Here is a 13,914-nt window from a genome sequence, read left to right as displayed (position 1 = left end):
AGTTTAGATGTCATCGGCATCCGTGCTTAGCTGGCACCAAGGTGAGCTTCGCCCCACAGTTCGCATTTTGGCATCCCAAAAGGAAGTCAACTATAGCGATCGCTCGATTCTTATCAAATCATTCAATTTGGCTCAATTTACCTAATGAACTCTGATAATCTCTTTGACTTAGTACACAAAGGATTTCGCGTCACCTTGGGTGCGACGGCTTCCCTGGTGGAGAGCGTACAAGACCCGCAAAAGCGAGAACAAAATCTTGAACTGTTAAAAACAGACTCAAATTTGCTCTTAGAGCAGTTGGCAGAAAAAGGAGAGACAACGGAGCAGGTAGCTCGAAGTTTTGTTGATTCGCTAATCACACCAGCTGATCGGACTGAGAGTACGTCTACCTATGGGACACCCAGTTCTACCGTCACAACCTCGACGACATCGGTTGCCCAACAGGATGTGCAGATAGAGCTACAGGAGTTAACTGCACAAATTGCTGCCATGCGGACTGAGTTAGAGAAGCTACGCAACCCCGACTCAGAGATTTAGATCGGCTTTAGAATTGATTTTGTCAAACCCGCATAAGAGATAAGTTCTCTAGATCGGGCATTAAAAGTAAAAATTGGCAGGTAATCCAGAGATAGCTGTCTTCCACTGTGATGTTTTGAGCGTGGAGGACGGATTGCTTATGGTTGCACCAAGTTTACTGGTGAACCGCTCTCCTTGTCTTAAAATTGTCTTCAATCTAGATTTATCAGTCGTTATCCCATTCTTCTTGACCCATCAGATCGCCGATGCGATCGCGGAGTAAGATATTGCACCTTTCTAGTTCACACTCAACACAAACCCACTCACGAGCGGGAATGTACTGACAAAGGACGTAGATCGGTTGCTGACGAGTCACAACTCCCTTCTCCACTAATTGACGTGCTTCATCTTGAATAACATCGATGGAATATACAGACGCACCAGTTAGCATTGTGTCAACGCTCATAAGTCCTCAACCTATAAACTAACGGATCTAAAATTAATATTAACGAATAGTTCGTAGCGCGAACATATAAAAAGTTCAGTATATTGAGTTACAAACTAAATATTCTTTTTAATAAAGATTGCAAAAGTCAGGGACTCTTGACAATCAATTCCGTCTATATAGGGATGAAATTACTCCAGAAAGGGCGTATCTACGCCTAGCCTAGCGCTCTTGATTTATGAATAAATAAAGGTATGACAGGCAAAACGTTAAAGAAAGTTTAAAAAACTGGCATACCTCTAACAGTCAATTTATTGGGGAGGGAACAAAACTTCCAGAGCGATCGCCTGAGCTTCTGACATTTGTCCATAAGAAAACACGCAAGGTATCTCTAAAGGCAGATGCGGAAGAAACTGCTCTAAGATGTACGGGCTACCATAAATTACCAAGGCTTGTAGCTCGGCATTTTTTAATAATCTTTTAAACAAATCTTCGGCAACGGGTGTTAAGCCAGCACTGCCTCGAAAAGGATTGCCACGGATAAAAAGTTGAAGCAATGTTTGTGTTGTCGAGATGGGAGCGATCGCTTCTGACAATGCCACAGTCGGGGTATGGTGGTCAACCAGTTGCAATTGATAGCCTAAGCTTTTTGGTAATGCGACAGCCGGGGCAAGTTTACCCAAAAACTTACAATTGAGTACGTCATCCACCACTATTAAATTGCGTAAGTTGCCTGTGCTTCTAGGCAGAGGAACCTGGCCATGAACTAGCAGGGAATCTCGCGAAATGTTTGCAGAGGTGTTTAGTGCGTGAGGTGAGGCGAGTTGTAGGGGGTTGGGGATTGGGGATTGAGGATTGGGGATTGGGGAATCTCCTAAGTCTGCCTTACTTCCCTGCACCTTGCGCTTAGCTTTCCAGATACGTTCGACAGAGGCGCGAATTCGCTCCTCGGAAATGCGCCCCTCTGTCACAGCGTCACAAACTGCTTGGATGGCACCAGCCGGATCTACTGGCATTAGCAAAATATCCGCCCCGGCTTCTACAGCTAAGACGGGGGCTTCCGAAGCTCCATAACGGTTAGCGATCGCTCCCATTACCAAGGCATCGGTGACAATTAAACCTTCAAATCCTAACTCTTGCCGTAGCAGAGAAGTCAAAATAGGATAAGACAAAGTGGCGGGGCGTTCGATATCCCAGGCGGGGATGAGCAGATGAGCGCTCATCACAGCGTCAACACCGGATGCGATCGCCGAGGCAAACGGTGGCAGTTCAATTTCCGCTAGTCGTGCTGGTGAGTGTGGCAAGACGGGCAAATCTAGATGAGAATCAACTGCCGTGTCGCCATGTCCGGGAAAATGCTTGGCAGTCGTCAACACCGGAAAACGTTGTGCGCCCCGAATAAAAGCAGATGCCAGCTGGCTTACTTCCTCTGGGGTTTCCCCAAAAGCCCGCACGTTAATGACTGGATTTAGGGGATTGTTGTTGACATCTACGACGGGCGATAGCACCCAGTTGATCCCAATAGCTAGTGATTCCGAGGCGGTGATAGCGCCCATTTCCTGGGCGTAGTGCAAGGCTCTGGCGACATCTTTCCGGGAAATTGCCCCAATTGCCATCGGCGGGGGAAACCAAATTGCCCCAGAAAACCGCTGCCCAACGCCTTCTTCAATATCAGCGGCAATCAGCAGAGGGATTTTGGCAAAACTTTGCAGTTGTTGCGATCGCAGTGCCAATTCTCCCGCACTGCCTCCCAACAAAATTACACCGCCAACGCCCAAATCCTGTATCCAGTGTTGCAGCTTTGCTCTGGGTGGTTCCCATTCTGGGTACTGAATTTGGTGATCGAACAGGTAGCCCGATGCTCTGACTACAAACATCTGCGCTACCTGTTGTGGCACAGTTAGCGATTCCCACTCAGGTAGCGACTCCGACACAGATTTCAATCTTTGGCCTCAATGATGTCTTCCATTTCCCCACTTTCTGGCTTACGCTCACTACTAAGCTGATTTATCAAACTCAGAAGGCGATCGCCCCGTTCCAAAGATTCATCTTCCAGAAACATTATTTCTGGTGTCCGACGCAGCCCCAGTCGTTGACCTAATTCCCGGCGCACAAATCCGGTTGCTGCCGTTAAACCAGCCATTGTCTCTTCTTTTGCTTCATCGGTGCCATAGATGCTGACAAAGATTTTAGCGTGTTGCAGGTCGCCGGAAACATCGACATCTGTAACGCTGACCATTCCAGCGCCTACACGGTCATCTTTGATTTCTTGGAGCAGCAATTGGCTGATTTCGCGTTTAATTAGTGCTGAAACGCGAGAAACGCGACGACTCGTAGCCATAGTAGTCCGCTGCCTTTAAGACAGTCTGAGCAATGATTTTTTATCGTACTAAACTGGGGCCAACCCCAGCATCGCCCGTAGGGTGAGGGCAACAAAAGTTAAGCCTGCTACAAATAAGCTGATCGTGGCGATCGCGCTTATCGGGTTTTTCATCAGTGGCTGCAACCACGCAAAGGCGTAAAAGAACACCCCCAGGATGATTGTTACCAAGTAGCGAGGGTAGCGAGAGATGTTATCCCAAAAGCCATCAAACATATGTTGGAGACCGCAGCTATAAGCTACTGCATTTTAACTGTTAACATTTAAAGCGCAAGTTCGACAAGTCCGCAAGAGCGCGATCGCTTTATCCTGCTATCGTCGGGGAATAAGCGCGATCTCACTTATTGGTCTTCTCGCCCAAACGCTAACCAATTATACACCTATTAACTTGCTTAGAGCGCGTTATTATGGTTATTTTGATTCCTTTTAACTGTTACAACTAATGTTTTAATTCTCAGCAATTATTTATCTAAATCGCTATTGATATTAAGCTCTTATATTGTAAAATTGTAAGATCTTTATATAGTCGATCTAAACTTATTGCTAAATGCTAGTACAACCAAACACAGAAAATAAAAATATTACCAAACCTTTTTTAAAATGGGCGGGAGGAAAAAGCAAATTACTAGAACAGTATAAATATTATTTACCTAAACATTTTGAAAATTACTACGAGCCATTCTTAGGGGGAGGGGCTGTATTTTTTTATATTAATCAAATTTTTCATAAAAAAGCTGTATTAACCGATATAAATAACAACTTAATTGAAACCTATCTGTGCGTCAGAGATAACGTCGAGCATTTAATTGAGTTGTTGTCAGAGCATCAGAAAAAGCATAATAAAGCGTATTATTATGAGATGCGATCGCTGTCTTATAACACAGACTTAGAAAGGGCAGCTCGTTTAATTTATTTAAACAAAACCTGCTTTAATGGACTTTATCGGGAAAACTCCAAAGGTAAATTTAATGTACCCATAGGCAGATATGTCAATCCTCCGATTTGCCAGGCAGATTTACTGCGTTCAGTATCAATTGCACTTCAGTCTGCTGTAATTGATGTTAGACCTTTTGAAGATATCCTGAAGTACGCAAATTCAGATGACTTGGTATATTTCGATCCGCCCTATCATCCTCTAAGCGATACCAGTTACTTCACAGCCTATAGTCGCTATTCCTTTAATGAAGACAATCAGATAAAACTCAGGAATATATTTGCACAACTTGCAGCGCAGGGTGTCAAAGTTATGCTCTCTAACTCTGACTGTACCTTCATTCGAGAACTCTATAGTGACGATAAAATTTTTCAAGCAAATAATCTTCCTACTATTCACACTATATCAGCATCAAGAGCAATTAATTCCAATCCCAAAAAGCGGGGTAAAATTTCCGAAATTTTAGTAACTTCATATTAAAAGTTGTTGTTAGCCCAGACCATAAAACTTACTAATGTATGTACTGCCAATAAATTTGCATTTGAGTGAACTTGTTTGTGAAACCAACTAACTGCTCCCGGCTTCATACCGCCACCGTCTATTACTACAACAGATGGGACTGGATAGCAAGTTTGAATATTTAAGTTGACATAAGGTAGTTTCTCATCAACAGAACCCCCGCTTTGTTGCCACTTGCACTCAATAATTAACCCCGAAGGAAAGGCAGCTAAACCAATAATATAAAAGTCTACATAGATGTCAGTTCCATAAATGCCGTTGCCAATATAAACCTGTCTTGCATAGCGTTTAGGTAGCAGACAACCGTTTAAGATGTAGTCGCGTCGCTGCTTATTCGGTAAATTATTAGCGACTTGGAAATATCCATGTTCTCGCAGGGTTGCTTCTACAGTTCTTTCTAAAACTTTACCAGACCGATTTGCTCTGCCGCCCTGAGTCATCATCTTTCCCAACTGAGACGGTACATTCTAAAGAAATATTAACTCTACAGTAAACTTTTTTCCAGTTCTGCATATTCAAGTACAAGAAAATAAAAGTTTATAATATTGGCTTAGAATAGTACATAGATACTATTAAGTAAGTGAAATTGGCTCGCCATGTAATTAGTCGCGTGGGATAAAATCATGTGTGGAAGATTCAGTCAAAGTAAATCAGCAGAAACAATTGCCCAAGTATTCCAGGTAAATAATGTTCCTCCCTTAACGCCCCGTTATAACATTGCACCTACCCAGCAAATTCAGACGATTTTACAGAATGCAGAAGAGTCCCAAAGGGAGTTTCAAATGTTACATTGGGGACTGATTCCCAGTTGGGCGAAAGATCCAAAAATGGGGGCGCGGATGATTAATGCACGGGCGGAAACAGTAACCGAAAAGCCTTCTTTTCGAGCGGCTTTTAAACAGCGCCGTTGTCTAATCTTGGCTGATGGCTTTTATGAGTGGCAGCAGCAAGAAAAGAAAAAGCAACCTTTTTATTTTCGGATGAACGATGAGAATCCCTTTGCCTTTGCTGGGCTTTGGGAGCATTGGAAAAGTGACGATGGTGAGGTGATTAATTCTTGTACGATTTTGACAACAGAACCTAATGATTTGATGCGCCCCATCCATAACCGGATGCCTGTAATTATTGACCCAAAAGACTACGATTTATGGCTAGATACAGAGGTAAAAAAGCCAGAGTTATTGCAGCCTTTGTTGCATCCGTACTCAGCCGAAGAAATGACAGCTTATCCAGTCAGCACGAAGGTGAATAAGCCAGTGAATGACTCGGCAGAATTGATTAATAGTTTGTGAGCAACTAGCAACATAACTATAGTAGGGCGGGGGATATTCCCCACCCTACTTTTTATTTATATAGATAATTATTTATTCCGATAGAGGGTATGAAACTTGCATTGGGATATGCTAATACAGAATTGTAACGCTCCCCAACTATTTTAGGAAGTAAGCAATTATGCCAGAAAGTTTTCTACTAAGTCGCGTGCTAATTCGCTTCAATGGCAAAGCAGATGAACCTCTCGGACAAGATTTATCAGCGGCTGCTTTCACACCTGATGGTAGCTTGTGGGTAGGTTCTGATGAAACCAGAACTCTTGAGCGTTTATCACCTATTGAGCCAAATATTTTCGGTGATCATCAGCAATTTTTTGTTAAGAATTTTATTGATTTATTTAATCAAGAAGGCGAAATTGATATAGAAGGGATGGATTATGCCAACAATTATCTATGGATAATCGGTTCGCATAGTACAAAGCGGAAAAAAGTAAAGGGTAAAGATTTAGAAAAAGATTTAGATAAACTAGCCACAGTAGAAAGGGAGCTAAATCGTTATGTACTAGCTCGTATCCCTGTGGTGGGGAAGGAGTTATTTAAAGTATGCTCTCATCCAGATAATCCAGACAAAAAAATGGCATCAGCTTGTCTGCAAAAGATAGACGATAATACTAATGTGTTGATGGAAGCCCTAAAAGAAGACCGCCACATAGGGCATTTTATAACAAGTTCTATTCCCTCTAAAGAAAATGGATTTGATATTGAAGGATTAGCTGTTCGAGGAGATAAAATTTTCATTGGCTTGCGAGGTCCTGTACTCAGAGGCTGGGCGCTGATTTTAGAGATAGAAGTTGAAGAAACAGAGCCGGGGATTTTAACACTGAAAAAAATCGGTAAAGAAGGGAAGCAATACAAAAAACATTTTGTGAATCTGAATGGCTTAGGTGTACGAGAACTGTGTCTAGATGGGGAAGACTTATTAATACTCGCGGGACCTACTATGGATCTAGAAGGTGCTTTGCGAGTTTTTCGGTTAAAAAATGGCTTAGATCATCCTGAAAATAGTATATCTGGGCAGGAAGAGGGAGACTTGGAAGTAGTTTTAGATTTGCCTTTCAGGTTTGGTTCAGATCATGCTGAGGGGTTGGCACTCTTTCCTTGTTTAGGACAGAAAAATTCTCTTATGGTGGTTTATGATTCACCTGATGAGAACAGAATACTAGAGCCGCATAGTATTTTTGCCGATGTTTTCAGACTGAAGTGATGGTGTCGATTCTTTCTGAAGATATACATCAATGGCATGATATATGTTCGCAGCCAAAGAAATAAAGCAAAAAAAAAATTTCATAGCCGATAAAGCGGTATATTTTTCTAAGGTCAGCATCAAAGGCGAACAGTGCCAAGAATAATCGCTATTCTCAACGGGAAGGGAGGAGTAGGTAAGACCACGACAGCAGTCAATCTGGCGGCTACCTTCTCGGAAAACAAACGGGTTCTTCTGGTCGATACAGACTCTCAGGGTTCGGCGAGTTGGTGGGTTGGGCGTAGTGAGAAAGGGATGGGCTTTGACCTAGCCCAAGAGACTGACCCAAAACTTTTGAGTAATTTATGCGAGATAGAAGGCTACGATTTAGTAGTAGTGGATACGCCTCCGGCGTTGCACTCCGAAGCATTAGCGGCGGTAGTAGCGATCGCAGATTATCTGGTTTTGCCTACACCCCCAGCAGCAATGGATCTGGCTGTACTTATTGAAACAGTCCGGGAAACCGTTATGCCCGTAGGAGTCGCCCATCGGGTGCTGCTAACTAAGGTGGATGGGCGGAGTGTAGGGGAAGCACTGGAGGCTCAAAACACTCTCATGGAGCTAGGAATACCCACCTGTAATGCGTTTATTCGCGCCTACAAAGCCCACGAACGAGCGGCGCTAGAGGGGGTGCCTATTACTAAATGGCGCGGGACGAATGGACGGGAGGCTCAGGCAGACTACCGCCGTGTGGCTAATGAATTACAACGTGATTGGAGGAAATAATGACTAAAAAACGTCTCTCAGATTTACTACGTGAAGAAGCACAAAATTTACCAGACAAAGAAGAAGGTGAAACTGTTATAGAAGTCACCGCCCATAAAGTTTCAGAATCAGAGTTGCAAGCTGAGGAGGAGGAATCGTCAACAGATACCTCTGAACAAACTACTGCTAAGCGGACAAATCCAACCAAAGCTGATTTAGAAGCAATGGTGACGGACTTGAAAGCAACTATAGAGCGATCGCGTCAAAACGAAAGCTCTCTAATGGAAAAAATGTCTAATTTGGAAGCAAATCTTGATGAGCAAAAAGAATTAGTACAAAAGCTTCAGAAAGAGCTTAAACAAGTAAACAAAGTAAAGGCAGAACTTGAGCAAGCTAAAAATGCAGCTATGCAACTTGCAGAAGCTAATTCTCAACTGAGTGATGAAGTTAATGCTCTGAAAAAAGGCAAGCAAGATAAGCAAGACAAGCAAGATAAGCAAGACAAGCAAGACAAGCAAGATAAGCAAGACAAGCCACCTAGCAAAGGACAACTAGCCCAATCATTCGTGCGGCAACAACGTCCAGTTTTCAAACACGCAGATGAGCCTGCGGATTTTGCCGCAAAGACTTGGTTACTATAAATAGGTGTACATTCAAAGAATAATTTTGTAGGGCGGGGATTGCCTACCATCGAAAGATTTGGTTGGCTTTGCCCACCCTACTATTTTTGTTAACATAGCCTACCGAACTTAAAATCAGTTTTTGACGGCTTTTTGGCGCTTGATGATAAAACCTGTACCTGCACCAAATGCGATCGCGCCCATTACAAAAGGAATAGGGGTAGAGATAGAAACAGGTTGGGGCGCAGGTTTGGACGATTCAAAAGCTAACTCTACGAGTAATTTATGCGCGGCAGTTGTCGGATGGATGTTATCCCAAAATAAATATTCGTTGGGATTATTGCATATCCTAACTTGGCTTAGACAGGCGTTAGTTACATTCGTGAAACCAAATTTTTCTGGATTGTTGACGACTTGATTAAAGAGAGAATTCACATCAAGATAGGTGATCTTAATATCACTTAGTTGCTGGCGCAAATTGTTGAGAGATGCAGCTAATGCAGAGTTATGCTTCTGAGTCAAATTGTTGAGCGAGTTGGAACGTTCGCTGATGCGCGTACCTGGAAGTTTTCCTAAATCTGGCAAGTTAACTACTACGATATTTTTAGCGCCAGCGTCAGCGAGAGATTTCACTGCTACGCTTAAATTATTAACTGGCGCGGTAGAGTCAGTAGCGCCACCCAGGTAATCATTAGCACCAGCCCAGATAATATACAAAGCTTTCGGATCTGCGGAAGCATGGGTTGCTTTAAAAGTTTCAATTTGCGTCAGCAATCCTGGGGGAAGTTGCCTAGAATTACCTGTTTTTGCACCTCCGAAGGCGAAGTTAGTCTCTGTACTGGATTTTAATTTCAGCTTAGCTGCGAGATAGTCCGCCCAAACTAAACCATTAGAATAGCGTCCGCGAAAGTAGGGAGGGTTTGAGGGACTTTCCCCTCTTGTAACTTTATAGGCATTGCCAACATCCGAGATGCTGTCGCCAAAGACATAAATCTCATCAAAATTCTTTGCTGAAACTTCGTTGGGAAAGCCCAAAACTGAGAAGAAAGCGATCGCTGCTCCAGCGGTAGCCACCAAAATTTTTTTTATCAACATCCCCAGAGATTCCGATTTGAGCTACAACAGTTGCTTTTTCCTTGTAGCATTTCTGGAAGATGGCTGGCTGTTGGAGAGTCATCGCTTTACCCAACCTAAGCTCAAACAAGGGGACTTGCTATCTACAAGATGCTGGGAGCGATCGCTACAGGCTAGGTACTTCTCCCAGTTCATAACCTAAGTTATGTTTTAAAAATGTAACTTTCGCTACTTTTTCTTTAAATGTCATTAAAATATGACTTATAGGGTCTTAACCCTGATATCCGTCCTTTCAGCAGAGGTTTCCTTATGCCAGAACTTACCTGTACTGTTCCCGTTCCCAAAACCCCGCAAGAATTGGAACAGGCTGTTAAACAATACATAGTCAACGATCTAAGGGGTGATGAACTCCTTTGTCAGTGGCAAGCAATCCGTGATGCCTCCCTAAATCAAGACTTTTGCGTGCCTACTGATAGCGACCTAGTTGCAGGTGAAGACAGCTATTAAATTACGTTTATTGACACTAATGGGGTGTTTAGGAGCATGGATTTATTAACCCCCAATTTCCTGCGTAGGGGCATCCTATGCCCCTACTTACAAAAACTCCCCCAGCTAATCTGAGGGAGTTGGAGTTTAAGCCGTCATAAAACCTAATTAAACTGAGACTGGAGTATTTGCAGGCTTTTTAAGTCGAGAAGTAGCAACCATCTTCATGCCTGCTGGTGCTGCTAAAGTCAAACCCCGACGCACCGGAATAACCGGGCGCTTATCAACCAGCGACACTTGAAAACGTGACAGAATTGTTGCGAGAACCAATTTCATTTCATACATGGCAAATGCCATGCCGATACAGCGACGATTTCCGCCACCAAAGGGCAAATACTCGTATTGAGAAAATTGTCGTTCTAAAAAACGTTCTGGCTTGAACTGCTTCGGCTCTGGGAAAGTTTCCTCGCGATAGTGGGCTAAATAGATACTAGGGACGATTACCGTTCCTGGGGGCAATTTGTAGCCGGTTATCTCGAAGGGCGATCGCACAACGCGAATAAAGGTATTCGCAGCAATTGGGTAAATGCGAAGCGTTTCAGAGCAAACCGCAGTTAGATAGGGCAGTTTGGCAATGACACTTGGATCTGCTGTGGTATCAACATCCAACTCTTGGAGCAGTTTGTCACGCACCTGGGGTAATTGGTCAACCCAGTACAAAGCCCACGTCAGCGCAGAAGCGGTAGTTTCATGTCCGGCGACTAGCAGAGTCATTAACTCATCGCGTAACTCTACATCCGTCATCGGTTGACCCGCTTCATCACGAGCAGACATCATTAAGCTGAGGATATCTTCGCGATTCGGGTTAGATTCTGCTCGACGTTCTGCAATCTGAGCATAAATCAGTTCGTCAATTTGTTTTATTTGGCGCTGCATCCGACCCCAAGGACTCCAACCGCCTAAATCTTGTTTAAGAAACTCAAAAAAGAAGGCGCTGGAGTTGAAGGGGGAAGTCATCAAGTCCAGGGTTGAACCGACTAAGCTGCGTAGTTTTTCCAAACGCGACCCCTCATCCAGTCCAAACACCACTCGTAAGATGACGCGCAGGGCGATTTCTTGCATCGACACACGGATGTTGAAGGGTTTGCCAACCGTCCATTGATTCATCACCTGCTCGGCGATTTCAGAGATAATCTGACCGTAAGCCCGCATCCGTTCCCCGTGAAAGGGAGGGGTTAACATCTGTCGTTGGCGCTGATGGCGATCGCCATCTAGCAGTAGCAGAGAATTTTCTCCCATTAAAAACTCTAAGCCGCTGTTCCCTCTCCCAGCGTCTAACTGGCGGTCATCAGCAGTAAAAATCGTTTGCAGTGCTTGTGGTTGGCTGAAGTACACAATCGGAGTATTTTTGCTTCCCCTGATGGTGAAGGTGTCACCATAGGCTTTGGCATAATCATCCAGGTACTTTATGGGCTGAAAAATAAACTTTATTAACCGCAGCGAGCGCGGAGTGTTTGGCCCTTTAGGCAAACTGTTAGTGAGTTCCATTGAAGCGCCTTGTGTTCAGAGCAGTTTAATTCTATTGTGCCGATAGAGGGAGAACTGTGGGAAACAAGCAACGCATTCCCTGGCTGGGTCTGAAAGAGATGGCGCACAAAAAAACTCCCCCTGACAAGCATCTGATTGTCCGAGGGAGGTTTTATTTTAGATTTCTAGATTAATCCAAAATCCAAAATCGATTAAGCAGGGTTTGCTTCCGCTCTTTTTTGGAGCAACTGGAGAACTGAAGCTTTTTCCAGAAGTCCTACTAGCACGCCGTTGTCGCGAATGACGGGAAGTTGAGTGAGCTTTTGTTCTTCTAGCAGCGTCACCACTTCCAGCAGCGATTGATCGGGTTTGACAGTTGTGGAGAATTCGATAGGTTGCGTTAGCTGACTAACAGATATTTCCGGCCATTGAGATGTCGGGATGGTTTTCAGATCGTCAACTGCGATCGCGCCTACCAATTTTCCCTGATCGTTAGTCACTAAGAACCGCTGCGCTTGGGGTTTGCCAATAATGTAGTCGTTAACAAACTCTCTCAGAGAAAGCGCCTCAGATACAATTGGGCTATCGGGCATTACTGCATCTTGGGCGGTCAAATTTGCTAATTGCTCCTGCACTCTGGCACCTTGGGTTGCACGACCAGCATTTTGCAGCAAGAACCAACCGATTAATATATTCCAGACACCGCTGAAGCTACCCATTAGTAGAGGTAACAGTCCTGATCCGATCGCAATCCATCCCAGGATTTGACCAGCGCGACCAGCAAAGACAGTACCTTTGTAAGGATTACCAGTAATCTTCCAAACTATCGCTTTGAGAACATTACCACCATCTAGGGGTAAGCCTGGAATTAGGTTAAACAATGCCAGCGCCAAATTGACGTAACCCAGCACTCCTAAAATTGCTGCAAATGGCCCGGAAATGCCTGAGCTAAAGCTAATAACGCTAATTAGACCAAAAAGCGCCAAACTAACTAAAGGCCCTGCGATCGCTAGCCAGAATGCTCCTGCTGGAGTCTTTGGCTCTTTTCCTAGACTTGCCAGACCACCAAACAGAAACAGATTGATGGATTTAACTTCGATTCCCTGCCGGATGGCTACAAAACTATGTCCTAGTTCGTGCGCCAATACCGAAGCAAACAACAGCAGCGCTGCGATCAATCCCAGTAACCAGGGTAATCCCAAGCTGAGGGAAGGAAATTGAGCCGCTAGCCCGCTACCATAACTCAAAGTCACCCAACCCAGGACAAAAAACCAGGACGGATGTACGTTGAAGGGAATTCCAAAAAGATTGCCGACGCGAATTGTGCCGTTCATTACGCCACCTCTAATTTTACAGACGCGAGCGATCGCATCTTTTCTTTGAGAGGCTTAACTGAACCTCTCGCATATCCTTATCGTAACGGAATGTAACGACTGCCTTAATCTTTTTGCTATCGTAGTATCCGTCCATTCAGGTTCGGTTTTGGGAATATGGTTCTGTGCCGTTCCCCAGCTTGCCTCGGCATAATAGAATCAGCACTGCTCTGGAATTTTAAGGGCAGAAAAGCTTTCCCAACATCGACCGCAGGTGCTGATTATGCCCGTCTCCCAAACCCAAATGATTCGTTCTTACAATCAAGAAGATATACAGCAGATTTTGCAGATAGCGATCGCGCGTCAAGCTGATGACACAGAATTTACTCGCGAACAGCTATTAGAAATCGCCGCCGAGTTAGAAATCTCCCCAGAATGTCTTCAAGTAGCAGAACAGCAGTGGCTACAGAAGCAAGGAGAAATCCAAAAACGGCAAGATTTTAATATTTATCGACATGGAAGATTACAGAAACACGCTGGCAATTTTGCGATCGTAAACTCATTTTTTATGGGGCTGAATCTAGTTAATGGAGGTGAGCTTACTTGGTCTTTGTATATTTTATTATTCTGGGGACTAGGGCTAGGACTCAACGCCTGGAATACCTATCAATCTGAAGGCGAAGATTATGAAAAAGCCTTTCAAAGATGGTATCGCCAAAACCAAATTAAACAATCCATTAACACCATTTGGAATAACTTGTTTAAGACTTGGGGAACTTAATATTAAATTCTCGTTCCCAGTCCGCAGTCTAGGAACGAGA

17 protein-coding genes are annotated in these 13,914 nt (G+C 44.0%); 9 read left to right on the top strand and 8 right to left on the bottom strand.

Going from position 1 to position 13,914, the window contains the following annotated elements:
• Positions 1-7: 7 nt before the first annotated feature.
• Positions 8-145 (top strand): hypothetical protein, encoded by a 138-nt coding sequence (locus NDI42_RS02935; RefSeq protein WP_190443102.1) that lies wholly within the window; start codon positions 8-10, stop codon positions 143-145.
• The gene (locus NDI42_RS02930) at positions 145-537 is read left to right on the top strand and encodes a hypothetical protein (RefSeq protein ID WP_190459853.1); all 393 of its coding nucleotides are present in this window, start codon (positions 145-147) and stop codon (positions 535-537) included. The genes NDI42_RS02935 and NDI42_RS02930 overlap by 1 nt, the downstream gene beginning before the upstream one ends.
• 205 nt (positions 538-742) lie before the next feature.
• On the opposite strand, the gene NDI42_RS02925 is transcribed toward NDI42_RS02930, so the two are convergent.
• From NDI42_RS02925 to NDI42_RS02910, 4 genes are all read right to left on the bottom strand, one after another.
• Positions 743-982, bottom strand: coding sequence for a DUF4327 family protein (locus NDI42_RS02925; protein ID WP_190420427.1), 240 nt, complete (start codon positions 980-982; stop codon positions 743-745).
• A gap of 290 nt (positions 983-1,272) precedes the next feature.
• A complete protein-coding gene (locus NDI42_RS02920) occupies positions 1,273-2,838 on the bottom strand; it encodes a glycoside hydrolase family 3 protein (RefSeq protein WP_199311451.1) in 1,566 nt (521 codons plus the stop codon).
• Between the two features lie 62 nt (positions 2,839-2,900).
• Complete coding sequence (gene rbfA, locus NDI42_RS02915; RefSeq protein ID WP_190459849.1) at positions 2,901-3,302, bottom strand: 30S ribosome-binding factor RbfA; 402 nt, start codon at positions 3,300-3,302, stop codon at positions 2,901-2,903.
• A 48-nt stretch (positions 3,303-3,350) separates the two neighbouring features.
• Positions 3,351-3,557 carry a DUF751 family protein gene (locus NDI42_RS02910; protein ID WP_190443107.1) on the bottom strand — a complete coding sequence of 69 codons (207 nt, stop codon included), beginning with the start codon at positions 3,555-3,557 and terminating at the stop codon, positions 3,351-3,353.
• 331 nt (positions 3,558-3,888) lie between these two features.
• Between NDI42_RS02910 and NDI42_RS02905 the strand changes: the two genes are divergently transcribed.
• Positions 3,889-4,755 (top strand): DNA adenine methylase, encoded by an 867-nt coding sequence (locus NDI42_RS02905; protein WP_190459847.1) that lies wholly within the window; start codon positions 3,889-3,891, stop codon positions 4,753-4,755.
• On the opposite strand, the gene NDI42_RS02900 is transcribed toward NDI42_RS02905, so the two are convergent.
• Positions 4,752-5,234, bottom strand: a complete 483-nt coding sequence (locus NDI42_RS02900) for a PD-(D/E)XK nuclease superfamily protein (RefSeq protein ID WP_190420649.1) — start codon at positions 5,232-5,234, stop codon at positions 4,752-4,754. The genes NDI42_RS02905 and NDI42_RS02900 overlap by 4 nt on opposite strands.
• Positions 5,235-5,417: 183 nt before the next feature.
• Between NDI42_RS02900 and NDI42_RS02895 the strand changes: the two genes are divergently transcribed.
• From NDI42_RS02895 to NDI42_RS02880, 4 genes are all read left to right on the top strand, one after another.
• Positions 5,418-6,086, top strand: coding sequence for an SOS response-associated peptidase (locus tag NDI42_RS02895; protein WP_190459846.1), 669 nt, complete (start codon positions 5,418-5,420; stop codon positions 6,084-6,086).
• A gap of 160 nt (positions 6,087-6,246) precedes the next feature.
• Positions 6,247-7,329: a DUF3616 domain-containing protein gene (locus tag NDI42_RS02890; RefSeq protein WP_190459844.1), complete on the top strand. Its 1,083-nt coding sequence runs from the start codon at positions 6,247-6,249 to the stop codon at positions 7,327-7,329.
• A gap of 132 nt (positions 7,330-7,461) precedes the next feature.
• On the top strand, positions 7,462-8,094 hold the full coding sequence (locus NDI42_RS02885) for an AAA family ATPase (RefSeq protein WP_190420440.1): 633 nt from the start codon (positions 7,462-7,464) through the stop codon (positions 8,092-8,094).
• Positions 8,094-8,714, top strand: a complete 621-nt coding sequence (locus NDI42_RS02880) for a hypothetical protein (RefSeq protein WP_190459843.1) — start codon at positions 8,094-8,096, stop codon at positions 8,712-8,714. The genes NDI42_RS02885 and NDI42_RS02880 overlap by 1 nt, the downstream gene beginning before the upstream one ends.
• Before the next feature lie 114 nt (positions 8,715-8,828).
• On the opposite strand, the gene NDI42_RS02875 is transcribed toward NDI42_RS02880, so the two are convergent.
• Positions 8,829-9,788, bottom strand: a complete 960-nt coding sequence (locus NDI42_RS02875; RefSeq protein ID WP_190459841.1) for an SGNH/GDSL hydrolase family protein — start codon at positions 9,786-9,788, stop codon at positions 8,829-8,831.
• A 288-nt stretch (positions 9,789-10,076) separates the two neighbouring features.
• On the opposite strand from NDI42_RS02875, the gene NDI42_RS02870 reads away from it, so the two are divergent.
• Positions 10,077-10,274, top strand: a complete 198-nt coding sequence (locus NDI42_RS02870; RefSeq protein WP_190420446.1) for a hypothetical protein — start codon at positions 10,077-10,079, stop codon at positions 10,272-10,274.
• A 147-nt stretch (positions 10,275-10,421) separates the two neighbouring features.
• Here the strand turns inward: NDI42_RS02870 and NDI42_RS02865 are convergent, their stop codons facing one another.
• On the bottom strand, positions 10,422-11,801 hold the full coding sequence (locus NDI42_RS02865; protein WP_190459840.1) for a cytochrome P450: 1,380 nt from the start codon (positions 11,799-11,801) through the stop codon (positions 10,422-10,424).
• Between the two features lie 191 nt (positions 11,802-11,992).
• On the bottom strand, positions 11,993-13,114 hold the full coding sequence (locus NDI42_RS02860) for a site-2 protease family protein (RefSeq protein ID WP_190459838.1): 1,122 nt from the start codon (positions 13,112-13,114) through the stop codon (positions 11,993-11,995).
• 262 nt (positions 13,115-13,376) lie between these two features.
• Here NDI42_RS02860 and NDI42_RS02855 point away from each other — a divergent pair, with 262 nt between their 5' ends.
• A complete protein-coding gene (locus NDI42_RS02855; RefSeq protein WP_190420452.1) occupies positions 13,377-13,874 on the top strand; it encodes a 2TM domain-containing protein in 498 nt (165 codons plus the stop codon).
• The last annotated feature ends 40 nt before the right edge of the window (positions 13,875-13,914 follow it).

The sequence above is a fragment of the Funiculus sociatus GB2-C1 genome, from assembly GCF_039962115.1.
GTDB classification, from domain to species: Bacteria; Cyanobacteriota; Cyanobacteriia; order Cyanobacteriales; family FACHB-T130; genus Funiculus; species Funiculus sociatus.
Note: the sequence above shows the minus strand (reverse complement) of the source record. Positions and strands in the feature narration are given on the sequence as shown.